The sequence below is a fragment of the Photorhabdus australis DSM 17609 genome, from assembly GCF_000711895.1.
Lineage (GTDB): Bacteria > Pseudomonadota > Gammaproteobacteria > Enterobacterales > Enterobacteriaceae > Photorhabdus > Photorhabdus australis.
This window is the reverse complement of record NZ_JONO01000038.1, coordinates 1-24,010: the sequence shown is the minus strand read 5'-3', so window position 1 is coordinate 24,010 and position 24,010 is coordinate 1. Positions and strand designations below refer to the sequence as shown.

18 protein-coding genes are annotated in these 24,010 nt (G+C 44.1%); 14 read left to right on the top strand and 4 right to left on the bottom strand.

Annotation, left to right across the window (positions count from 1 at the left end):
• The first annotated feature begins 31 nt into the window (after positions 1–31).
• Genes nuoG through nuoN form a run of 8 tightly spaced genes read left to right on the top strand, consistent with a single transcriptional unit; the run spans position 32 to position 9,994 of the window.
• A complete protein-coding gene (nuoG, locus tag BO26_RS12175; protein ID WP_110882753.1) occupies positions 32–2,758 on the top strand; it encodes an NADH-quinone oxidoreductase subunit NuoG in 2,727 nt (908 codons plus the stop codon).
• A complete protein-coding gene (gene nuoH / locus BO26_RS12170) occupies positions 2,755–3,732 on the top strand; it encodes an NADH-quinone oxidoreductase subunit NuoH (protein ID WP_036771688.1) in 978 nt (325 codons plus the stop codon). The genes nuoG and nuoH overlap by 4 nt, the downstream gene beginning before the upstream one ends.
• Before the next feature lie 13 nt (positions 3,733–3,745).
• Positions 3,746–4,288 carry an NADH-quinone oxidoreductase subunit NuoI gene (nuoI, locus tag BO26_RS12165; RefSeq protein WP_015833669.1) on the top strand — a complete coding sequence of 181 codons (543 nt, stop codon included), beginning with the start codon at positions 3,746–3,748 and terminating at the stop codon, positions 4,286–4,288.
• Positions 4,289–4,300: 12 nt separating this feature from the next.
• Positions 4,301–4,846, top strand: coding sequence for an NADH-quinone oxidoreductase subunit J (gene nuoJ / locus BO26_RS12160; protein ID WP_015833670.1), 546 nt, complete (start codon positions 4,301–4,303; stop codon positions 4,844–4,846).
• The gene (gene nuoK, locus BO26_RS12155) at positions 4,843–5,145 is read left to right on the top strand and encodes an NADH-quinone oxidoreductase subunit NuoK (protein WP_015833671.1); all 303 of its coding nucleotides are present in this window, start codon (positions 4,843–4,845) and stop codon (positions 5,143–5,145) included. Before nuoJ ends, nuoK begins: the two co-directional genes overlap by 4 nt.
• Entirely contained in the window at positions 5,142–6,989 is a 1,848-nt protein-coding gene (gene nuoL, locus BO26_RS12150) for an NADH-quinone oxidoreductase subunit L (protein WP_036771687.1), read from the top strand. Before nuoK ends, nuoL begins: the two co-directional genes overlap by 4 nt.
• Before the next feature lie 20 nt (positions 6,990–7,009).
• Positions 7,010–8,530, top strand: coding sequence for an NADH-quinone oxidoreductase subunit M (gene nuoM / locus BO26_RS12145; protein WP_015833673.1), 1,521 nt, complete (start codon positions 7,010–7,012; stop codon positions 8,528–8,530).
• A 6-nt stretch (positions 8,531–8,536) separates the two neighbouring features.
• Positions 8,537–9,994, top strand: coding sequence for an NADH-quinone oxidoreductase subunit NuoN (nuoN, locus tag BO26_RS12140; protein WP_036771686.1), 1,458 nt, complete (start codon positions 8,537–8,539; stop codon positions 9,992–9,994).
• A gap of 305 nt (positions 9,995–10,299) precedes the next feature.
• On the opposite strand, the gene BO26_RS12135 is transcribed toward nuoN, so the two are convergent.
• A complete protein-coding gene (locus tag BO26_RS12135) occupies positions 10,300–11,361 on the bottom strand; it encodes an alpha-xenorhabdolysin family binary toxin subunit B (protein WP_036771684.1) in 1,062 nt (353 codons plus the stop codon).
• Positions 11,362–11,403: 42 nt separating this feature from the next.
• The gene (locus BO26_RS12130; protein ID WP_036771682.1) at positions 11,404–12,630 is read right to left on the bottom strand and encodes an alpha-xenorhabdolysin family binary toxin subunit A; all 1,227 of its coding nucleotides are present in this window, start codon (positions 12,628–12,630) and stop codon (positions 11,404–11,406) included.
• A gap of 1,234 nt (positions 12,631–13,864) precedes the next feature.
• Between BO26_RS12130 and menD the strand changes: the two genes are divergently transcribed.
• Genes menD through menE form a run of 5 tightly spaced genes read left to right on the top strand, consistent with a single transcriptional unit; the run spans position 13,865 to position 19,533 of the window.
• Positions 13,865–15,538: a 2-succinyl-5-enolpyruvyl-6-hydroxy-3-cyclohexene-1-carboxylic-acid synthase gene (gene menD / locus BO26_RS12125; RefSeq protein ID WP_036771679.1), complete on the top strand. Its 1,674-nt coding sequence runs from the start codon at positions 13,865–13,867 to the stop codon at positions 15,536–15,538.
• Entirely contained in the window at positions 15,499–16,314 is an 816-nt protein-coding gene (menH, locus tag BO26_RS12120) for a 2-succinyl-6-hydroxy-2,4-cyclohexadiene-1-carboxylate synthase (protein WP_051690962.1), read from the top strand. Before menD ends, menH begins: the two co-directional genes overlap by 40 nt.
• Before the next feature lie 2 nt (positions 16,315–16,316).
• Positions 16,317–17,174, top strand: coding sequence for a 1,4-dihydroxy-2-naphthoyl-CoA synthase (gene menB, locus BO26_RS12115; protein ID WP_036771677.1), 858 nt, complete (start codon positions 16,317–16,319; stop codon positions 17,172–17,174).
• Entirely contained in the window at positions 17,174–18,145 is a 972-nt protein-coding gene (menC, locus tag BO26_RS12110) for an o-succinylbenzoate synthase (RefSeq protein ID WP_036771675.1), read from the top strand. Before menB ends, menC begins: the two co-directional genes overlap by 1 nt.
• Entirely contained in the window at positions 18,133–19,533 is a 1,401-nt protein-coding gene (menE, locus tag BO26_RS12105) for an o-succinylbenzoate--CoA ligase (RefSeq protein ID WP_036771673.1), read from the top strand. The genes menC and menE overlap by 13 nt, the downstream gene beginning before the upstream one ends.
• 219 nt (positions 19,534–19,752) lie before the next feature.
• Here the strand turns inward: menE and BO26_RS12100 are convergent, their stop codons facing one another.
• The gene (locus tag BO26_RS12100; protein WP_036771671.1) at positions 19,753–21,195 is read right to left on the bottom strand and encodes a catalase; all 1,443 of its coding nucleotides are present in this window, start codon (positions 21,193–21,195) and stop codon (positions 19,753–19,755) included.
• 275 nt (positions 21,196–21,470) lie between these two features.
• On the opposite strand from BO26_RS12100, the gene BO26_RS12095 reads away from it, so the two are divergent.
• Positions 21,471–22,013 carry a YfaZ family outer membrane protein gene (locus tag BO26_RS12095; RefSeq protein ID WP_036771669.1) on the top strand — a complete coding sequence of 181 codons (543 nt, stop codon included), beginning with the start codon at positions 21,471–21,473 and terminating at the stop codon, positions 22,011–22,013.
• A 56-nt stretch (positions 22,014–22,069) separates the two neighbouring features.
• Here the strand turns inward: BO26_RS12095 and tyrP are convergent, their stop codons facing one another.
• Positions 22,070–23,275 carry a tyrosine transporter TyrP gene (tyrP, locus tag BO26_RS12090; protein ID WP_036771666.1) on the bottom strand — a complete coding sequence of 402 codons (1,206 nt, stop codon included), beginning with the start codon at positions 23,273–23,275 and terminating at the stop codon, positions 22,070–22,072.
• Positions 23,276–24,010: the final 735 nt, after the last annotated feature.

Genomic DNA, 24,010 nt, shown 5'->3' with positions numbered 1-24,010 from the left:
GAAAAGCAGGTCACTTGGAAGCATGCTGACTATGGCTACTATACATGTAGACGGCAAAAAATATGATGTAGACGGGGCTGATAACCTGTTACAAGCTTGCCTCTCTTTAGGGCTAGATATTCCTTATTTTTGCTGGCATCCAGCGCTGGGAAGCGTTGGCGCTTGCCGCCAGTGTGCGGTAAAGCAATATCAAAATGAGAATGATACGCGCGGTCGTCTGATTATGTCCTGTATGACTCCGGCAATGGATGGCACCTTTATCTCTATTGATGATGAAGAGGCTAAACAGTTCCGTGAGAGTGTGGTTGAGTGGTTAATGACTAACCACCCGCATGATTGCCCTGTGTGTGAAGAAGGGGGCAATTGCCATTTGCAGGATATGACCGTGATGACTGGTCATACATTCCGTAAATACCGCTTCACTAAGCGTACTCATAACAATCAGGAGTTAGGACCGTTTATTTCTCATGAAATGAACCGTTGTATTGCCTGTTACCGTTGTGTGCGCTATTACAAAGACTATGCTGATGGCACTGATTTTGGTGTCTATGGTGCTCACGATAACGTCTATTTTGGCCGCCCTGAAAGCGGTACCCTGGAAAGTGAGTTCTCCGGCAACTTGGTAGAAATTTGCCCAACTGGGGTATTCACTGATAAAACCCATTCTGAACGTTATAACCGTAAATGGGATATGCAGTTTGCGCCAAGCATCTGCCAGCAGTGCAGCATCGGCTGTAACACCAGCCCTGGGGAGCGTTATGGTGAATTACGCCGTATTGAGAACCGCTATAACGGTACGGTAAACCACTATTTTATGTGTGACCGCGGTCGTTTCGGTTATGGCTATGTGAATCGTAAAGATCGTCCTCGCCAGCCACAGCAATTGCGTGGTGATCATTGGATAGCACTTAATTCTGAACAGGCAATGCAGGGTGGAGCAGATATTTTACGTCAGGCCAAAAATGCTATTGGTATTGGCTCACCTCGTGCCAGCTTGGAAAGTAATTTTGCATTGCGTGAGTTAGTGGGGGCGGAAAACTTCTATAGCGGAATCTCTGCCGCTGAACAGCACCGTCTTGATATGATGCTGGAAATTCTTCAGCAGGGCGGTGTTTATACTCCGTCATTGCGTGAAATTGAAAGCTATGATGCGGTGCTGATTTTAGGTGAAGACTTAACGCAGACTGGTGCTCGTATGGCACTGGCTGTTCGTCAGGCAGTGAAAGGCAAAGCCCGTGAAATGGCGGCTGCCCAGAAAGTTGCTGACTGGCAGATTGCTGCGGTGATGAATATTGGTCAGCATGCTAAATATCCCCTGTTTGTGACTAACGTAGATGATACTCGTCTGGATGATATCGCAGCGTGGAATTATCGTGCACCGGTTGATGATCAGGCTCGTTTTGGTTTTGCAGTCGCGCATGCATTAGATAACACTGCGCCAGCGGTTGAAAATCTGTCGGATGAGCTGAAAGCTAAAGTAGATATGGTGGCGCAGGCATTGATTGGTGCGAAGAAACCACTGATTATCAGCGGAAGTAACGTTGGCAGTGACGCTATCATTCAGGCGGCAGCTAATGTTGCCTGGGCACTGAAAGACAAAGGCTCAGATGTGGGACTGTCATTTGTTGCCATTTATGCCAATAGCATTGGATTGGCAATGATGGAAGCTCAGCCACTGGATGCTGCTTTGCAGCGTATAAACAGTGGTAAATCTGATACCGCTATTGTGATGGAAAATGATCTCTATCGGCATGCAGCAGCGGATCAGGTAGACAATGCCCTGAGTAATTTGAAAAACCTGGTTGTGGTTGATCATCAGCGCACGGCTATCATGGATAAAGCCCATTTGATTCTTCCAGCTTCCAGTTTTGCAGAAAGTGACGGTACATTGGTGAATCAGGAAGGCAGGGCGCAACGTTATTTTCAGGTTTTCGAACCCTCTTTTTATGACAAATCGGTAGTGATGCTGGAGAGCTGGCGTTGGTTGCACTCTTTGCATGCAACTTATACTGAGCGTCATTTGGATTGGACTCAACTCGACCATGTTATTGATGCCTGTGTTGCAGTGATGCCGCAACTTAAAGGCATTGTTGATGCGGCACCAGATTCTACATTCCGTATTCGTGGTCAGAAATTGGCGCGTTCACCGCATCGTTACAGTGGTCGTACCGCTATGCTGGCAAACCTCAGTGTACATGAACAACGTCAGCCGCAGGATATTGATTCACCGTTTGCCTTCTCTATGGAAGGTAACAATAGCCCTGATGCATTTCGTCAACAAGTTCCGTTTGCCTGGGCACCGGGTTGGAACTCACCGCAGGCTTGGAATAAATTCCAGTCGGAAGTGGGTGGTCATCTGCGTTTTGGTGATCCTGGTGTGCGCCTGATTGAAACGACTGACGGAGGGCTGAACTACTTTGATCAGATCCCGACGAAATTTACTGTACAGGATAACCAATGGACAGTTGCTCCTTACCACCACTTGTTTGGCAGTGAGGAATTAACCCAGCGTTCTGATGTGATTCAGGAACGTATGCCGGAGCCTTATGTGATGCTCAATAGTCAAGATGCGGATCAACTGGGTGTGAAAACGGGTTCTGTTCTGGAGTTTGATTGTTTTGGTCAGCAACTGCGTCTGGCAGTCCGTTTGAGTGAAAATCTTGCTCAGGGGCAGATTGGTTTGCCAATGGGAATGCCGGGTATTCCTCCGGTAATGGCGGGTGTTTCAGTAAATAATCTGCGGGAGGTTGCACAATGAGTTGGTTAACCCCTGAAGTTATTGATGTACTGATTGCTATTCTAAAGGCGGTAGTAATCCTGTTAGTAGTGGTTGCTTGTGGGGCATTAATGAGCTTTGGTGAGCGTCGCCTGCTGGGGTTGTTTCAGAACCGTTATGGGCCAAACCGCGTAGGTTGGGGGGGATCATTACAGATCGTCGCTGACATGATCAAAATGTTCTTCAAAGAGGATTGGGTGCCACTGTTTGCTGACAGATTGATCTTTACCTTAGCACCGGTTATTGGTTTCGTTTCTTTGCTGCTTGCATTTGCCATTGTGCCGATCACTCCGACCTGGATGGCAGCTGATCTGAACATCGGTATTTTGTTCTTCATGATGATGGCAGGTCTGGCTGTCTATGCGGTCCTGTTTGCTGGATGGTCAAGTAATAACAAATACTCATTGTTGGGGGCGATGCGTGCTTCTGCGCAGACACTGAGTTATGAAGTGTTTATTGGCCTCTCTTTTATGGGCGTTGTTGCTCAGGCAGATTCCTTCAATATGGTGGATATCGTCAATGCACAGGAAAATATGTGGAATATCATTCCTCAATTCTTTGGTTTCCTGACTTTTGCTATCGCTGGCGTAGCGGTGTGTCACCGTCACCCATTTGACCAGCCAGAAGCAGAGCAGGAGTTGGCTGATGGCTACCACATTGAATATTCCGGTATGAAGTTTGGTTTGTTCTTCGTTGGTGAATATATCGGTATTGTTACGGTTTCTGCCTTGATTGTGACAATGTTTTTTGGTGGTTGGCATGGTCCATTCCTGCCTCCGTTTGTCTGGTTTGCGCTGAAAACAGCATTCTTCATGGTGATGTTCATCTTGATACGTGCATCGCTACCGCGCCCACGTTATGACCAGGTAATGGCATTTGGCTGGAAGATCTGTTTGCCGCTGACTTTACTTAACCTGCTGGCAACGGCGGCAGTGATTTTGTACAACGCTCAATAAGGGGGGAAGAACCATGACATTGAAAGAGTTAGTGGTTGGTTTCGCCACCCAGGTACGCAGTATTTGGATGATTGGTCTGCATGCCTTTCATAAGCGCGAAACCCAAATGTATCCAGAGGAACCGGTTTATTTGCCACCCCGTTATCGTGGCCGTATTGTGTTAACGCGCGATCCGGACGGTGAAGAGCGTTGTGTTGCTTGTAACCTTTGTGCGGCAGTTTGCCCGGTAGGGTGTATCTCATTGCAAAAGGCTGAGCACAAAGATGGCCGCTGGTATCCAGAATTTTTCCGTATTAACTTCTCACGCTGCATTTTTTGCGGTCTGTGTGAAGAGGCTTGCCCGACTACAGCGATCCAATTAACACCGGATTTCGAAATGGGTGAGTTTAAGCGTCAGGATTTGGTGTATGAAAAAGATGACCTGACAATTTCAGGTCCAGGTAAATATCCTGATTATAACTTTTACCGTAAGACAGGTATGGCAATTGACGGCAAATCAAAAGGTGAAGCCGACAATGAAGCGAAACCCATCGACGTTAAAAGTCTATTGCCGTAAGGAGCGATATTCATGGAGTTTACGTTTTATACCGCTGGACTGGTTGCGATATTGGCAACTATCAGGGTAATTACACACACCAATCCGGTACATGCGCTTTTGTATCTGATTGTTTCTCTGCTGGCACTTTCAGCGGTATTTTTTTCGTTGGGTGCTTACTTTGCTGGTGCGCTGGAAATTATCGTCTACGCCGGGGCCATTATGGTGTTGTTCGTTTTCGTGGTGATGATGCTTAACCTTGGCAAATCCGTTGTTGAACAAGAGCGTGTCTGGCTGAAGCCGCGTACCTGGATTGGTCCGGGCATCTTGTCAGCTGTGCTGCTTGTCATACTTGTGTACACCATTATCAATGTCTCTCATGGCAATATTGCTGACAATATCACGGGTGAAGTTATCAGCGCTAAAGAAGTGGGTATTAGTTTGTTTGGTCCGTATGTACTGGCCGTTGAACTGGCTTCTTTGTTATTACTTGCTGGTATGGTAGTGGCGTATCACATTGGTCGTGAACACAAACAAGGGGAAGTGCTCAGCAACCGGAATTCGGAGGAACAACCATGATACCTCTTCAACATGGCCTGATTTTGGCGGCAATTTTATTTGTTCTGGGCCTGACTGGACTCATCATCCGCCGCAATCTGTTATTTATGTTAATTGGGCTTGAAGTGATGATTAATGCTGCGGCGCTGGCTTTTGTTGTGGTAGGCAGCTATTGGGGGCAGCCAGATGGTCAGGTGATGTTTATTCTGGCCATTAGTTTGGCGGCAGCAGAGGCGAGTATCGGCCTGGCGCTGTTATTACAGCTCTATCGTCGTCGCCAGAATCTGAATATTGATATAGTCAGTGAGATGCGCGGATGAACTTACTCTATTTAACAATTCTGCTGCCACTGTTGGGATTTTTGCTGTTGGCATTTTCCCGTGGCCGCTGGTCTGAAAACACATCAGCCACCGTCGGGGTCAGTTCTATTGGTTTGGCTGCGTTGGTGACTTTGTGGGTTGCTATTGATTTCAACAGCCAGAATGTGGCGGGTGATCTGGTTTACAGCCAAAACCTGTGGAACTGGATGGAAGTTGGGAATTTCAGTATTCCTTTCACATTGGTTCTTGATGGTTTGTCTCTTACCATGTTGAGCGTGGTAACAGGCGTTGGTTTCCTGATCCATATGTATGCCTCATGGTATATGCGCGGTGAAGAGGGGTATTCTCGTTTCTTTGCTTATACCAACCTGTTTATCGCCAGCATGGTGATACTGGTTCTGGCTGATAACTTGATGCTGATGTATCTCGGTTGGGAAGGGGTAGGGCTGTGCAGTTATTTACTGATTGGCTTCTACTATACCAACCCAGCAAATGGTGCCGCAGCAATGAAAGCCTTTGTCGTTACACGTGTGGGTGACGTATTCCTGGCTATCGGCATGTTTATTTTGTATGACAATCTGGGAACACTGAACTTCCGGGAGTTAGCGGTTTTGGCTCCGCAACATCTGGAAGCGGGTTCTTCTGTGATTACCTGGGCAACGCTGATGTTATTGGGTGGTGCAGTAGGTAAATCAGCTCAGTTACCATTACAAACTTGGTTGGCCGATGCAATGGCAGGCCCGACCCCCGTTTCTGCGCTGATTCATGCCGCAACCATGGTAACCGCAGGGGTTTACCTGATTGCTCGCAGTCATGGCCTGTTCCTGATGGCACCGGAGATTCTACAACTGGTTGGTACTATCGGTGCGATCACTCTGGTGTTAGCTGGTTTTGCGGCGCTGGTGCAGACAGACATTAAACGTGTATTGGCTTATTCAACGATGAGCCAGATTGGATACATGTTCCTGGCGTTGGGGGTTCAGGCGTGGGATGCCGCAATCTTCCACCTGATGACTCACGCATTCTTTAAAGCTCTGCTGTTCCTGGCATCTGGTTCCGTTATTCTGGCGTGTCACCATGAACAGAATATTTTCAAAATGGGTGGGTTACGTAAATCTATCCCGCTGGTTTATATCTGCTTTTTGGTTGGTGGCGCGGCGTTGTCAGCACTACCCATTGTCACGGCGGGTTTCTACAGTAAAGATGAAATTCTGTGGGGGGCAATGTCACATGGTCATATCAACCTGATGTTGGCGGGTTTGGCTGGTGCATTTATGACGTCGCTGTATACCTTCCGAATGATTTTCATTGTGTTCCACGGTGAAGCGAAAACAAAAGCTCACCCTGTTAAAGGTATTACCCATCATCTGCCATTACTGGTATTACTGGTGCTCTCCACTTTTATGGGGGCGCTGATTGTACCACCATTGGCAGGTGTGTTGCCGGAAGACCATGTAACGAGTGATACAGGCAAAATGATGTTGGAAGTGATTTCCGGTGTGGTTGCTGTTGCCGGTATTTTGCTGGCAGTAGCCTTGTATCTGGGTAAACGTCGATTAGTGAATGGTGTGGCACAAAGTTCTCCGGGCCGTTTCCTGTCGGTATGGTGGTTTAATGCCTGGGGCTTTGATGTTTTGTATGACTGGGTATTTGTTAAGCCGTTCAAGAACATTACACATTTATTGCGAAACGATCCGCTAAATTCACTAATGAATATTCCTGCGGTGTTATCACGTTGGAGTAACAAAGGTCTTAGCCTGAGTGAAAACGGACAGGTCCGTTGGTACGTTGCCTCTATGGGGTTGGGTGCAGTGCTGGTTTTAGCTCTGCTGCTACTGGTTTAATTTAAGGGACACATTGCGCCATGCTATTACCTTGGCTAATTCTTATGCCCTTCATCGGTGGTCTGCTGAGTTGGCAGGCTGAACGCTTTGGTACCCGTGTACCGCGTTGGATAGCGTTAATCTCGATGGGGTTGACTCTGGTGCTCTCTTTGCAACTGTGGTTGCAGGGGGGCTATACCTTGGCTAATCCGCAGGGGATTCCTCAATGGCAATCAGAATTTTTTATGCCGTGGATCCCACGTTTTGGTATCAGTATTCACCTTGCTCTGGATGGCTTATCGCTGCTGATGGTCGTGTTGACTGCGCTACTGGGGCTGATGGCTATTCTCTGTTCATGGACGGAAAATCAGCCGTATCAGGGCTTTTTCCACTTGAACTTGCTGTGGATACTTGGTGGTGTGATGGGGGTGTTCCTCGCTATCGACATGTTCCTCTTCTTCTTCTTCTGGGAAATGATGTTGGTGCCGATGTACTTCTTGATTGCACTGTGGGGGCACAGAGGCTCAGGCGGTAAGACCCGTATCACTGCAGCAACCAAGTTTTTCATTTATACCCAGGCAAGTGGCTTGGTGATGTTAATTGCGATTATGGCGTTGGTATTAGTTCACTATAACGGGACAGGTGAGTGGACATTCAGCTATGAAAAACTGCTGAATACCCCAATGTCACATACCGTTCAGTATTTGCTGATGCTAGGTTTCTTTATTGCTTTTGCTGTAAAAATGCCCGTTGTGCCTTTACATGGGTGGTTACCTGATGCGCACAGTCAGGCACCAACAGCGGGTTCTGTTGACTTGGCAGGTATCTTGCTGAAGACAGCAGGGTATGGCTTATTGCGTTTCGGTTTGCCGCTATTTCCGGAAGCTTCCCATGAGTTCACTCCCATCGCGATGTGGTTGGGTGTGCTTGGGATCTTCTATGGCGCATGGATGGCATTCAGCCAGACAGATATCAAACGCCTGATTGCTTATACCAGTATCTCTCATATGGGGTTTGTGTTAATCGCGATCTATTCTGGCAGCCAGCTTGCTTACCAGGGGGCAATTATTCAGATGATTGCTCATGGTTTGTCAGCCGCAGGTCTGTTTATTCTGTGTGGTCAGCTTTATGAGCGCTTACATACCCGTGATATGAATCTTATGGGTGGCTTGTGGAAACGTGTGCAGTTCTTGCCTGCGTTATCGCTGTCTTTTGCCGTTGCAACACTGGGGATGCCGGGAACCGGTAATTTCGTCGGTGAATTTATGATCCTGTTTGGTAGTTTTAGTGAATTTCCGTTAATTATAACGATTTCTGTGTTTGGTCTGGTTTTCGCTTCTGTCTATGCCCTGTATATGATGCAGCGAGCTTATTACGGTACGCCAAAGTCAGATGAACCACTAAGACGGATGGATATGCGAGAAATATCCATTGTAATGGTGCTGTTGATATTACTGGTGATTATGGGTTTCTACCCACAACCTATCCTTGATACTTCAGCGGCAGCGATGGATAACGTCCAGACCTGGTATTCAGCTTCAATTTCAACTACAAGGCCGTAATTCGCCATGACAATAACTCCTCAACAACTGATCGCGCTGTTACCGCTGTTGATCGTCGGATTGACGGTAGTGGTTGTGATGCTGTCCATTGCGTGGCGACGCGATCACTTTATTAATACAACTCTGACCGTGATAGGTTTGAACCTGGCGCTGTTGTCCCTCTATTTTGTCGGGCAGCAGGAGGCGATGGATGTCACCCCGCTGGTTCATGTGGACAGCTATGCGATGCTCTATATCGGTATGGTGCTGGTTGCGAGCCTGGCAACGTCTACTTTCGCTTATTCCTGGTTGGAAAATTACCCAGATAATAAAGAAGAGTTCTACCTGCTGGTGCTGATTGCAACAGTAGGCGGTATTCTATTGGCCTGTGCAAACCATCTGGCATCATTGTTCATCGGCATTGAGTTATTAACTTTGCCGCTGTTTGGTTTGATTGGCTATGCATATCGTCAGAGACGTCCGCTGGAAGCGGCTATCAAGTATATGTTACTGTCCGCGGCAGCCTCTTCTTTTATGCTGTTTGGTATGGCACTGTTGTATGCAGAATCAGGAGATCTCTCTTTTGCTGCATTAGGGCATCGCTTGTCTGATAGCTATATCTATCAACCATTAATACTGGCTGGTTTGGGTATGTTGGTTGTTGGTCTTGGCTTCAAGTTGTCTTTGGTACCTTTCCATCTCTGGACACCAGACGTCTATCAAGGTGCGCCTGCACCAGTCTCTACCTTTCTGGCAACAGCCAGTAAGATAGCGATTTTTGCCGTAGTGATACGTCTGTTTGTTGAAGCACCAATGGCAGACAGTGAAGCATTGCGTACGGTATTAGCTATCATTGCGATTGCTTCCATGCTGTTCGGTAACTTGATGGCGCTGACGCAGACGAATATTAAACGTCTGCTTGGTTATTCTTCTATTGCTCATTTAGGTTATCTGTTGGTGGCGATGGTAGCAGTACAGAATCACCAGCTTTCAGAAGAAACGGTAGGTATTTATCTGGCAGGTTATCTGTTTAGCAGTATCGGTGCATTTGGTGTCGTTAGTCTAATGTCCAGCCCATATAAAGGGCCTGATGCAGATTCCCTTTACTCATACCGTGGCCTGTTTTGGCATAAACCTATTCTGTCGGCAGTCATGACGGTGATGATGTTGTCACTGGCAGGTATCCCAATGACGTTTGGCTTTATTGGTAAGTTTTACGTGATTGTATTGGGTGTGAAAGCGGAACTATGGTGGCTGACTGGTGCTGTGGTGGTTGGTAGTGCTATTGGTCTTTATTACTATCTGCGGGTGATGGTTAGTTTGTACTTGCCTGCACCGAAAGCCCTTAACCGAGATACACCGAGGAACTGGGCATTGACTGCCGGTGGGATGGTTGTTCTGGTTTCTGCATTACTGGTATTAGCGTTAGGTATCTGGCCTCAGCCGCTGATTGATGTGATACAGCAAGCGAAAATTATCCTCTAATCGTTAGTCTATACCCAATAGATTTCAAGATGCATCGCGGCGGCAAGAAGGGATCGAATCCCCGGGAGTATAGATAACTATGTGACCGGGGTGAGTGAGTGCAGCCAACAAAGAAGCAACTTGAAAGATGACAGGTATATTGTTACTAATTATTCGAAACATGAAAACCCGGTAAGATTTATTCTTACCGGGTTTTTGCAGCTATTGATAACGCTTTTTCCTGGACTGTACTTTATAACGAGTGTTATTCACTTATCGTACTAACTACTTGTATTGTTTGATGAAGGTCAGGGTGCAAACAGTATTTATTTCAGCAAAAGCTCGTTGTACTGCGACTCCAGATTGTCAAGGTAGTGTAGCTGATCATGTATGAGTTTAGTCAGGTTTTGCTGATTGGATTGTTCCTCGATTGTCTCCTGCAATTGGTTGGCAAAAATAGTCCATATTTGTTCCAGTTTAGTTGCTTGGAGTAATAAGGTAGTACGTTCTTTGTCGATTTGATGCGCGTTTTCTATACCGACAATCCGTTGTTCTACATCTTTTAATTGGGTTTTTAAATCGTCGCAATCTTTGTCTAACTGAGAGATTTGTTTGTCCAGTCTGATTCTGGCATCAGCTAGTTCAATATACTTCAGTCCGGTGGAAATATTGCCCAGGATTTTTTTAGCGATTTCGATACCTTGTTTGATCGCCTGCTTGATAAGCTCTTTTTTAGGGCTATCCAGGTTCAGTTTGTCCAGTTCACTGACATTGGGAATATAGTCCTTAAACATATCGGCCAGATTATATTGGCGAATAATGTCTTGGCTTTCGATGATTTTGTTGCGATCGGGGAGTAATTTAGCCTTATTTTGCTCTTTTTGGGCGATATCGGCTTGTAGTTCCGCTTTTCTTTCCAGCTCTTCTTTCAGACTCTCCTCCAGACGCTCTACAATGACGACATTACGAACATCGGTAATTTTGTCAGCTATTATGTTAGCTTCTTTGTGTAAGTTGGAAATGACGTTTTTGACATCTTTGTTCAGACTGCGGATATGCTCTGAGCGGGCTTCCAACAGGGTATTTCGCGTCTCATCATCCAGTTCAGGGTTTTCCAGAGCTGTATCAATTTCGATGATGGTTTGGAAATAGTCTTGAGGAGGAAGCTGTCTCAGGACGGTTTGTAGTTGAGGTATTGAATCGCGAGCGGCTTCATCAATATCACGACTGTATACGCCCACCCGTAGAATTTTTTCCTGGATGATTTCAATGCCTGATTTTTGCTGGTGTGCTAAACGCCAGATGTTTTTCACCGCTTGGCTCAAAGTTTTTACGTTAATTTCTGGATAAGTAATAGTTTTCTGAGGGAAAGTGATGACTTCAGTCATTTTAATACTCCTTTTTTATAATCTTGAGTAATACAGGATCGATTAGTTATAGCGATGTTTGTATTCTTTCAGCGCTTCATCGAAAACCCTGACTAATTGTTTCGCGGAACCTTCCACCTCTTTCCAGGGGCTAATTACCTGCTGGAATTTAGTTATAAAAGAGGTCAGGTTAAGTGCATCGTTAATTTGGGTGAATTTATCTTTAGAAGCATTGAGCTGGGTCAGCATAGATTGCCACATGTAATCCAAGTGGTTCAGCGCGACTTCTGCATCCAACAAACGGGTATCAATATCACTAAAATCAAGAGATAAATTAGTAATAGATTTTTGCAGTGAGCGTTTACCTTTAATATTTTCCTCCAGGCTGCGTACTTCTTCGATCAGCATGTTTTTCCGTTTTCGCACTTCTTCTGCTTTGGAGCCAAAGATGCCACCAGTAATTGCGAGACCTATAAGTCCTCCGGCGATACCGGAAAAAGCCAGACCCACAAATTTGTTGTAATCTTGCTTGAGTTGGTCGATTTCTGCTTTTTTCTCGATGATTTTTTCGTCTAGATCTTCAATGTTGACCGACATTTTATTTTCTTTCATCAGCTTTCTTTTACTTTCAACTTGTGGTTGTAAGCCCATAGCAATACTGCCGTTTGTCAGTCTTCCGCCGATAAGTTTTAATTTGAAATCGGATACTTCGTTTTTGACTTTTTCGGTTTTCTGCCGCTGTTTTTCAATATCGCTCTTCATGGTATCGAGGATTTCTACCAGTGCATACGATACTTCTCTGTCTTCGTGGGTATAGGTTATCTCGGCAAGTTGTCTCTTTGAGATATCGCCTAACTTTCTCTTGATGCGTTCAATAATTGGCATTTCATTGATGATGCTGAGTATATTATCTCCGGTTTCGGTGATTTGTTTACCAACAACTTCCAGATCTATGCTCTGTTGCAGAACATCTTTTTCTACTTCACTCCAGCTAAGTGAATGGATACGGATTTCTTCAAACAAGGCGTGAATATCCTCTGGTTCCAGTCCAGCGATATTGACTTTTTGGTAGCCAAGATAGCTTTTCACTTCCTCAAGATTAAAAGGTAGTGATAGCCCTTTCTTAACATACAGTTTAATATTAATCAGGTCTTCTTTGGTAAATATTCCTCCGGGGCGTGCAACACCGTCTTGTTTACCAGTCAGTAATTGCAAGGTAGCCGAGGGAATATCTGTTTCGTTTAGTGTTTTTTCCGCTGGAAGTTGAGCTAATAACATATATTTCTCCATTAATGGTTCTTGCTTTATTGAAAAATAATTAAATACATCAAGGCACAACCGGACGCCATAATACTCATATTGTTAAATTTATGTTGTGTTTTTTATTGAATAGTCTTAATTAAAAATACACAAGTTAATGGGATTGATTGTTGAAAAAACAGTTTAATTCATGAGTTTTATTAAATGTTTTTCTACATTACTATTGATTTTAAACAAAATTATTTATGATTTTTATATGTCTAATGTATGAAACTAAATGTTGTTAATTATTATTATTTTGTCAATTAAATGTGAAAATATTATTTTTGTTTTCTTGTTTATATAGGTTAAATATTTTTTCTTTTTATTGATATTAGGATTTTGAATATAATCCGTTTAAATGATTTTCTTAAAAATTACAACTAAAACAATAAGTTGGTTTTTATTTTTATTTATGATGTGTTTAAAGATAGAGAGAATTTCATCCTATTTACCTCATGTTATTGAGAAAAGTCTTTTATTGTTTTTTGATTTGTATTTAATTAAAGTTTTAATTGTTTACATAATGGTTAAAATTAACAAATAAGATGGGTATTCTTATAATTATATTTGGTTGTTGTGAAAATAAAATATGTTTTTTTATAGAAAGTATTTTTTAAAAATATAAATATTTATTCCTTGGTTTATAATAACGGTATTTATTTAGTAAATTTTTTGCAGTAAATAAAAGAGCTGTTTTTTTGTAAATTGTATAGTAAAAGTTGATCATACTAATGAGCTTAATATTCGTACTTTGAAGGAGAAAACTCCTGATTTAGCCTGTTCCAGTATTAAGGGATAACATGACATTAACGGAATTAAACAATAATAACTACATATACCCAATGGATTTCAAGATGCATTGCGACGGCAAGGGAGCGAATTCCCGGGAGCATAGATAACTATGTGACCGGGGTGAGTGAGCGCAGCCAACAAAGAGGCAACTTGAAAGATGACGGGTATAAATAATTAGTTCTTCAATTATTGCTCATGCCCCATATAATCCTGTTTTTTATCATGCCTTTTGGGGTAGGAATTGTGAGTGTCGGTTTCCACAGATGCGGATTTGGGGGCTCAATGCTTGGGATCGTTACTGAAAAGGCGAGTAAGTTAGCAAAAAAGGTTTCCGATTAACTGTCAATTCATTGAACTAGGATAAAGAAATCGTTATCCGTGTCGTTAGGATACTGATAGTCAGCTTTTATAAATATTTTCTGAGTAAAGTATGTCAAACAGCGCATTTAACCGCCGCTGGGCGGAACTTTTATTGGAAGCACTCACTCGCCACGGATTACGTCATGTTTGCATTGCGCCAGGTTCTCGTTCCACGCCTTTAACAATAGCCGCAGCGTCGAGTAACAAACTGATTTGCCATACTCATTTTGACGAGCGAGGATTAGGACATCTGGCACTGGGGTTGGCCAAAGCAAGTCAAGAGCCTGTTGCTGTTATCGTTACTTCTGGAACCGCAGTGGCAAACCTCTATCCTGCATTAATTGAAGCCAGTTTAACGGGCGAACGAATCGTGTTCCTTACTGCCGATCGGCCTCCGGAATTGTTGGATTGTGGTGCAAATCAGGCTATCCGTCAGAATGGTATTTTTGCTTCTCATCCATGCAAAACAATTTCTTTGCCAAGACCAACAGCTGATATCACGGCGAGCTGGTTAGTTTCTGTTGTAGATCACGCTATGGCGAATTTGCAACATGGAGCCTTGCATATTAATTGCCCATTCGCCGAACCATTATATGGTAATGAAAAACCTACTTATGATGAGTGGTTGAGGCAGTTAGGAGATTGGTGGAAAAGCAACAAACCTTGGTTGAGTCAACCAGTTGCTAATGTTGTAGCAGAAGTTCCGGATTGGCATTATTGGCAACAGAAACAAGGTATTGTGTTGGCAGGTCGAATGAGTGCTCAAGAGGGCGTTAAGGTTGCTAAGTGGGCAAAGACATTGGGTTGGCCGTTGATTGGCGATGTGCTTTCACAAACTGGCCAGCCATTGCCTTGTGCCGATTTATGGTTGAATAATCCTCATGCAAAGGAAATTTTAGCGCAGGCGCAATTGGTGGTGCAGTTTGGTTCCAGCCTGACAGGAAAACGTTTGTTGCAGTGGCAGGCTAAATGTCAGCCGGAGGAGTTTTGGATTATTGATGCAATACCAGGACGACTTGATCCGGCTAATCATCGTGGCAGAAAATTAACTTGCAATATTGCCGACTGGTTACTAGCTCACCCGGCACAATTGCGCACACCGTGGGCAGAAGAGCTTATAACTTGGTCAGAGAAAGCGGTTAATTGCGTCAGGGCAGAACTGGCAGGGAAATTCAGCGAAGCCGCTGTAGCTTATCGATTGAATGAATTATTACCTGACCACGGGCAATTATTTGTGGGTAACAGTTTGATTGTTCGTCTGATAGATGCACTTGGACAATTACCTGCAGGGTATCCGATCTACAGTAACCGAGGTGCGAGCGGCATTGATGGGTTAATTTCTACTATGGCGGGAGTACAACGAGCAACAATAAAACCAACTTTGGCTATTATTGGTGATTTGTCTGCTCTTTATGATCTGAATAGCTTGGCATTATTGCGCCATCCTTCCTCTTCAACAGTATTAATCGTCGTCAATAATAACGGCGGACAGATTTTCTCTTTACTGCCGACGCCGGAAGAGGAAAGACAGCGTTTTTATTGTATGCCTCAATATGTCAATTTTGATCATGCTGCGGCAATGTTTGGTCTGCAATATGCTAGTCCACAAAGTTGGCTTGAATTGAAACAGTGTACTGAACGGGCATGGCAACGAAATGAAACCACATTGGTTGAGCTGAAAGTACCAGATAGAGAAGGCGCTGAATGCTTGCAACAGCTTTTAAAACAGGTGGGTATGCTGTGAATCTGGTTTGCCATAAGTTCAACAGTCGGAATAATCGCCCGTGGCTGGTTTGGTTGCATGGATTATTGGGCTGTGGTGATGAATGGTTGCCATTAGTCAAGCTATGTACTCAGCATCCCTCATTGGTCATAGATTTACCCGGTCACGGTGATTCCCAGGAAGTGCAGATAGAAGATTTCGCAGATATGAATCGTCTTTTGTCGGAAACGTTAAGAGAACAACAAATTAAACAATATTGGTTGATTGGCTACTCTCTGGGTGGGCGTATTGCTATGAATTATGCCTGTTATGGTGATATACGGGGGCTATGTGGGTTGCTGGTTGAAGGAGGAAACCCTGGTTTACTTTCCCAACGGGAGCGCAATGATCGGCTCAACCACGACAAAGGTTGGGCCAGACGTTTTCGTTCCCAGCCGATTGAACGGGTTTTGTCAGACTGGTATCAGCAGAAAATTTTTTCCGATTTATTGCCTGAACAGCGCCAGCAACTGATTAAAGTACGTAGCCAGAATAATGGCAATTGTGTGGCTGATATGCTGGAAAATACTTCGCTTGGACATCAACCCTGGTTGGTGCCTAAACTGCAACAACTGACGTTACCTTTCATATACTTGTGCGGCGAAAATGATAAGAAATTCCAACAATTGGCAAAACGTTGCGCTTTGCCGCTGCAAACTATTCCGCATGTTGGGCATAATGCCCACAGAGCGAACGCGACAGCGTTTGCTACGGCAGTAAACCATTTTTTATCACTCTTTGATTATAAGGAATTATGAGTATGATTTACCCGAGCGAAGAAGAACTTTACGCCCACATTGAATGGCAGGACTTTTCTGAAGGATTTGAAGATATTCTTTATCATAAATCTACTGATGGCATTGCTAAAATTACCATTAATCGCCCGCAAGTACGTAATGCGTTTCGTCCATTGACGGTTAAAGAGATGATGCAGGCGTTAGATGATGCTCGTTATGATGGTTCTATCGGTGTGATTATTCTGACTGGTATGGGTGAAAAAGCCTTTTGTGCTGGTGGCGATCAGAAAGTCCGGGGTGATTACGGGGGTTATAAAGATGCCAACGGTATGCATCACCTGAATGTACTGGATTTCCAGCGCCAAATCCGTAATTGTCCAAAACCCGTTGTTGCTATGGTTGCTGGCTATGCTATTGGTGGCGGTCATGTATTGCATTTGGTATGTGATCTGACTATTGCCGCTGATAACGCTGTTTTTGGTCAGACCGGGCCTAAAGTAGGCTCTTTTGACGGCGGTTGGGGTGCATCTTATATGGCGCGAATTGTTGGTCAGAAAAAAGCGCGCGAAATTTGGTTCTTGTGTCGTCAGTATGATGCTAAACAAGCCTTAGAGATGGGGCTGGTTAACACGGTTGTGCCTTACGCGGATTTGGAAAAAGAGACTGTTCGCTGGTGCCGTGAAATGTTGGAAAATAGCCCAATGGCTCTGCGTTGTTTGAAATCTGCTCTGAATGCTGACTGTGATGGTCAATCTGGATTGCAGGAACTGGCAGGTAACGCCACTATGCTTTTCTACATGACAGAAGAAAGCCAGGAGGGACGTAATGCCTTCAATGAGAAACGCAACCCTGATTTCAGCAAATTTAAACGTAATCCATAATGCGTACCGCAACTTTATACCGATTCAGTTTGCCGATGGAAACAGGTGTTGTCCTGCGATATCAGCGGCTTAAAACCCGTGACGGCTTTCTGGTTCACTTGCAGGAAAATGGTCAACAGGGATGGGGTGAAATTGCTCCTCTGCCTGAATTTAGCCAGGAAACGTTTGAGCAGGCGGGTGAAGCTGCGATGACATGGCTTAAACAGTGGCACCTTGGTGTTGAACCTGACGACAGTGAATTACCCTCTGTGGCATTCGGAATTAGCTGCGCAGTGGCTGAATTACAGGGTAAATTGCCGGAAGAAGCCGATTACCGAAAAGTGCCACTGTGTAATGGTGATCCTGATGAACTGATTGTTCGCCTCAGTAAAATGAGAGGACAAAAAGTTGCTAAGGTAAAAGTTGGGCTGTATGAAGCTGTACGTGACGGTATGGTAGTTAATGTTTTGTTGGAAGCGGTACCGGATTTAGTTTTGCGGCTGGATGCTAACCGTAGTTGGAGACGTGTTAAAGCGGATGGTTTCGCTAAATATGTGAATCCTGATTACCGCAACCGAATTGCCTTTTTGGAAGAACCTTGCCGAACCCAGGAAGAATCGCTCGCTTTTGCTTGTGATACAGGGATCGCCATCGCATGGGATGAAAGTGTCCGCGATGAAGGTTTTAAAATAGAGGCTCAGAAGGGCGTTGCCGCTATTGTTATCAAACCCACTTTAGTTGGCAGTCTTGCCCATTGTCGTCAGTTGATTTCAGTCGCGCACAATGCTGGATTAGAAGCGGTGATCAGCTCCAGTATTGAAACCAGTTTAGGTCTGACTCAGCTTGCTCGCATTGCTCATTGGTTGACGCCTGCTACTATTCCTGGATTGGATACACTGGAATTGATTCAATTTCAGTTAGTACGTCGTTGGCCGGGTAGTACGGTTCCAGTAAAAGGATTGGACGAGTTAGAAATCGCATGGTGCAGTTAAATCCATTTACCCAGTGGCCGTGGCGCTACTGGGCATTGCTTAGTCCTGAAAATATTGCCATCAGATTGCATGATCGCTCCCTTAACTGGCATCAATTAGCTGCTTCTTTGGATGCGATAGCGGCTAATTTTCGCCGACAGGGGGTGGTTGAAGGAAGTGGCGTAATGCTGCGGGGAAAGAATAGCGAAGAAATGTTGTTTTGCTATCTTGCTGCACTACAGTGTGGTGCGCGGGTATTACCATTGAATCCTCAATTACCTAAAATACTCCTGTCTGAATTACTGCCACGTTTGAAGATTGATTTTGTTGCTGATTTCTGTGGTGATGATTTGCCCGTTATAAATGCCAGCTCCCTTAATTGGCAAAGTAACTCACTAAATTACAATGATAATGTTGTGGCATGGGATGCAATGCGCCCAGCCAGTATGATTTTGACTTCCGGTTCTTCTGGATTACCTAAAGCGGCTATTCACTCAATCTATGCCCATCTTGCTAGTGCGCAGGATGTACTTTCTGTGATGAATTTTCAGCAACAAGATAGTTGGCTGCTCTCATTGCCGCTGTTTCATGTATCTGGTCAGGGGATTATTTGGCGCTGGTTAATGAAAGGGGCTTCTCTGGTACTAAGAGATATTAATCCCCTGGAATATGCTTTAGCAGATTGTACACATGCTTCATTGGTACCGACTCAGCTCTGGCGGTTACTAGAACAGTCACAAAATCAGCTACCAAATTTGAAAGAAGTGCTTCTGGGTGGTGCGATGATCCCTGTTGAATTGACTCAAAGGGCAGAACGGAGAGGTATTCATTGTTGGTGTGGTTATGGTTTGACGGAACTGGCTTCAACAGTATGCGTTAAACGGGCAAATGATCTTCCCGGTGTTGGCAATCCCTTACCGGGCAAAGAAATTCGACTGATAAATGAGGAAATTCAAATTCGTTCTGATAGCCTCGCCAGTGGATATTGGCTGGATGGTAAATTACAACCCTTGATTGATAGTGATGGTTGGTTTCATACCCGAGATCGTGGAGTGATGCAAAATGGTGAATTACGCATACTTGGTCGGATGGATAATCAATTTTTCAGTGGTGGAGAAGGCATTCAACCGGAAGAAATTGAGCGGGTGATTAACACCTATCCACAAGTAGAACAAAGTTTTGCTGTTCCTGTACCCGATCCTGAATTTGGTTATCGTCCCGTTGTAGTTATCGACAGTAATTCGTCTGAGGTCATTGATTCATTGCCAGAATGGCTGATTGATAAACTGGCTTCTTTTCAGCGTCCAGTGGCTTATTATCTGTTACCTCAGCAGCTTAAAAATAGCGGCATTAAAATTTCCCGTCAGCAAATCAAAAAATGGGTGTTGGATTTGCCAGGTTTATATTGAGCTATTTTGATTTTTATTTTGAGTGGTGAGATGGATATCCATCTATACCTGTTATCTTTCAAGTTGCCTCTTTGTTGGCTGCACTCACTCACCCCGGTCACAGAGTTATCTATGATGTGGCAAAAGCTGATGATGTAAATAGGAATTGAACTCTGCTACTGCCCATTATTTATTATGTAATAATGGGCAGAGATTGTTAAAGAACAGTGTTGCTAGAAATTAGCCTTTGATTTTTTTCAATGCTTTTTCAACACCATCACCATATTCTGGGTGAACTTTCCTAAATAGCTCAACCTGACGACGTTGAGTATCTTCATGTGCTTGCGATAGCTCACTGGCGATACGATCAAACATACGTTGATGTTCTTTACTGTTTATTAACATAAACAGTGCACGAGGCTGGCTGAAATAATCTTCATCTTGACGATGGTTCCAGTTATCGGCATCTCCTTCTAAAGCTAATGATGGATGTTTGAATTCAGGTTGTTCCTGGAACAACCCGGCATTGTTTGGTTCATAAGTCACTGTATTACCGCTGTTACCGTCGACACGCATTGCACCATCACGGTGATAATTATGGAACGGACAACGAGGAGTATTGACCGGAATTTGATGGTGGTTAACGCCAAGGCGATAACGCTGAGCATCACCATAAGAGAACAGACGGCCTTGTAACATCTTATCTGGGGAGAAACTAATACCGGGTACGACATTAGCAGGGTTAAACGCGGCTTGTTCAACTTCTGAAAAATAGTTATCAGGGTTACGGTTCAGCTCGAAATAACCGACTTCGATCATCGGATAGTCGCCGTGAGGCCAGACTTTTGTCAGATCAAATGGGTTGTATGGTACTTTAGCCGCCTCTTTTTCTGGCATTATCTGAACTTTCAGTTTCCAGCGGGGATAATCGCATTGTTCAATTGCTGTAAACAAGTCGCGCTGAGAACTTTCACGATCTTTACCGACTAGCGCTTCCGCTTCTTCATCCATTAAGTTCTTAATGCCTTGCTGGCAACGGAAATGGAATTTCACCCAGAAACGTTCATTATCTGAGTTGATAAAGCTGAATGCATGGCTACCAAAACCGTGCATATGGCGGAAAGACTTAGGTACACCACGGTCACTGAAATCAATGGTTAGTTGGTGCAGTGATTCGGGCTGGTGAGAGAAAAAATCCCATTTATAAGCAGGGTTACGCAAGTTAGTGTGTGGATCACGTTTAACAACATGGTTAAGATCTGGGAATTTCAGGGGATCACGAAGATAAAATACCGGCGTATTGTTACCAACTAAATCCCAGTTACCTTCTTCAGTATAGAATTTAAGTGCAAAACCACGAATATCACGTTCAGCGTCGGCTGCTCCGCGTTCACCGGCTACTGTTGAAAAACGGGCAAACATTTCTGTTTTTTTGCCTATTTCAGAGAAAATCTTAGCGCAAGTATATTTGGTGATATCGTTGGTGACGACAAAGGTTCCATAAGCTCCGGAGCCTTTGGCGTGCATACGACGTTCTGGGATAACTTCACGGTCAAAATGGGCGAGTTTTTCTAAAAACCAAACATCCTGCAACATCATAGGGCCGCGTTGTCCTGCGGTAATAACGTTATTGTTGTCAACGACGGGAGCTCCTGCAACCGTTGTAAGTCCTCTCTTTTTCATCACACTTCTCCTGTTTTACATGAAAAAAAACAGCGGGATCGCTGATAAGAAAAATGTTCTGGTCAACATATTAAAATTTTATTCTGATATTATTTTTTTTCTTTATTGTTGAGTGGAAAAATTATTTTATATGAGTAATGATTGCATTAAATAAATTCAATAAACAAATCCACACATATTTAGTAAGTATAGATGATTCATTTGTTTTTGTTGTCCATAGATTGAAGTGTGTTTAAGTAAAATACTTAAGATTAAGTAAATAAAGAGGAAATATCATGAAGGCTTATCTTATTGCGGGAATGACCAGTTTGTTATTAATTACTGGATCAGCAAATGCCATTTCTATTAATCTTCAAGCTGGTCGTCATTTTACCAATACTTCAGCTGCAATTGGTGATAATAGCGCTGGGCTATCTTTTAATGGTAACTGGGCACGCAGTGATCATAATGGGCACCTGGGAAGTTTTGGCACCGCATTTAGTCTGCCTGTTGGTCCGTTAACCGCCAGTGTTGGCGGTAAAGCGCTCTATTTATCACCTAAAGATGGAAAAGATGGCGGGGCACTAGCTGGCGGTGTTGGTTTGAGCTGGGCTGTTACACCGTCTTTATCTCTGTATGGTGAAGTTTACGGTGCTCCGTCCGGTTTAACTTCCGGTATTGATTCTTATACTGAGGCTACTGGTGGTTTGCGTTTTACTGTATTTAAACCGCTGACCGTGGATGCGGGTTATCGAATGATGAATATGAGAGGGAAAGAGGGCTACCGGGATAACAAACTGGCTGACGGATTTTTTGTTGGTGCTGGCTTGAATTTCTGATTTATTTTTATGAAATTGTCCGCACCATTTTTGATGGGGACAATTTCAGTTCCTGATTATCCCACTTCTGGCAATAACCCGCTAACAATACCAATCTGGATAGCAATGACAGCAATCCCGCAAAGAAACACCAGAACCAAAGCGGGTTTTCCGCCTTTGACCCGGTAAGCAGTTTGCTCGGTCTGGCGGCTGCGCCATGCCAGCATTGACGGCAAAAGCAGAGCGAGAATAGACAGCGCTACCGCCGCGAAAGTCAGAGCCATGACAAAGTTTGGGTAGTATAAAGCGCAAAGTAACGGTGGAACAAAAGTCACTACACCTGTTTGCAGGCGGCCTGTTGCATTTTTGCGGCGTTTGAACAGATCTGCTATGTAATCGAACAAACCTAAAGAGACACCAAGAAATGAGGTTGCCAGTGCTAAGTCGGCAAATAGATGGACAGCAAGCTCTACTCGCGGAGTCGCGACAACTTCTCTCACCGCTTGTAATAGTCCATTTAGTCCTGATTGTTCTGCCAGAATCCCGATAAAAGTATGGGAAGAAATTGCTCCCAGCGTGGTTAATTGCCACAGGATATAGGCCATCAGTGGGATAGCGCTACCGATAACAAATATCTTGCGTAACTTACGGGTATCGCCCCCCATATAACTCACAATACTTGGCACACTGCCGTGAAAGCCAAAAGAGGTGAATATCACAGGAATGGCAGATAATACTAAGCCCTGCTCCAAAGGCATTGAGAGCAAGTTAGTGCTTTTTACATGAGGCATCATGACTGTCAACATAATAATCAGGAAGATGATTTTTGCGGTAAACAGTAGGCGGTTCACCATATCAACAGATTGCGTGCCAATAGAGACAACACCGCCAGCCACAAGAGTGAAAATCAGTATCCCAAATGATACGGGAATAGGTTTATCCAGCCATGAAGAGAGGCTGCCTGATAGCAATTCACCTGCACCACTGATATAAGCTGTTGTTAGGGCATACATCAGGAATAGCATACTGAAACCGGTGAGCCATTGACCGCCGCGTCCCAGATAGCGTTTTGCCAGTGTTCCCAGGCCCGTATCAGCCGGGTTGTACTGATAAACTTCCACTAGCAATAAAGCGGTATAGCTCATTAAAACCCAAAGAGCGACTAACATTACGAAAGTTGTACCAAAGCCAACACCAGCTGCCGCCAGTGGCATAGCTAGCATTCCAGCTCCAATAGTTGTTCCCGCTACGATGAAAATACTGCCAAGAGTGCGATTCTTCACGCTTTCCCCTAGTTTCTGAACTGATTGAAATAGTTATAGAAAGGTAGGCTAAAGGATCAGTTTATTTCTGTCAAATAACGGTTACACCAAGTGTAAATAAATAATTACACCCTATGTTTTTGTATTAATTTGAATTATGTATTTCATTAAATATAAAAAGTTATTTGTTCTATTAATTTTAAAAAAAACAGATTTTATTAAAACTTAAATAATATTTATTTTCATAATGGGAGCTTGCCATGGCCCGATTGCCAGGCTATCGGCGTAATACCATCACACGAAAACTGAAAGAGTCAGGTCGGGCGTGAGGAAGCAATATCTCCATCCTTATCGTGATTTACTGGTATTTAATGTAATAGATTCCCCATTATCAGGATTAAATAACTGATCGCCGATCACATTTTGCACTACCCATTCTGACAGTCAATTAATTTCACATTAGAATAGTTTAATGATGTCACTATTAAATCATCAATATTCTCTGTGGGGAGATGGCTGTTTTATCACCGCAGCCTGACCGCAGATAACCGGGCCACTGATTAGTCAGCCTCACTGACTTTGTCACACTTAAGTTCAACAAAAGGGATAGTACGATGAATAAACTCAGCAGCTCTGTAGCGAGAGGCACGAGTTATCTTTTAATTTACCTGACGGCCATGCAGCCACTGCACCCGGCTATTGCGGCGGGAATAACACCGGATAATAACCAAACACAGGTACAACATCAGGGGGATG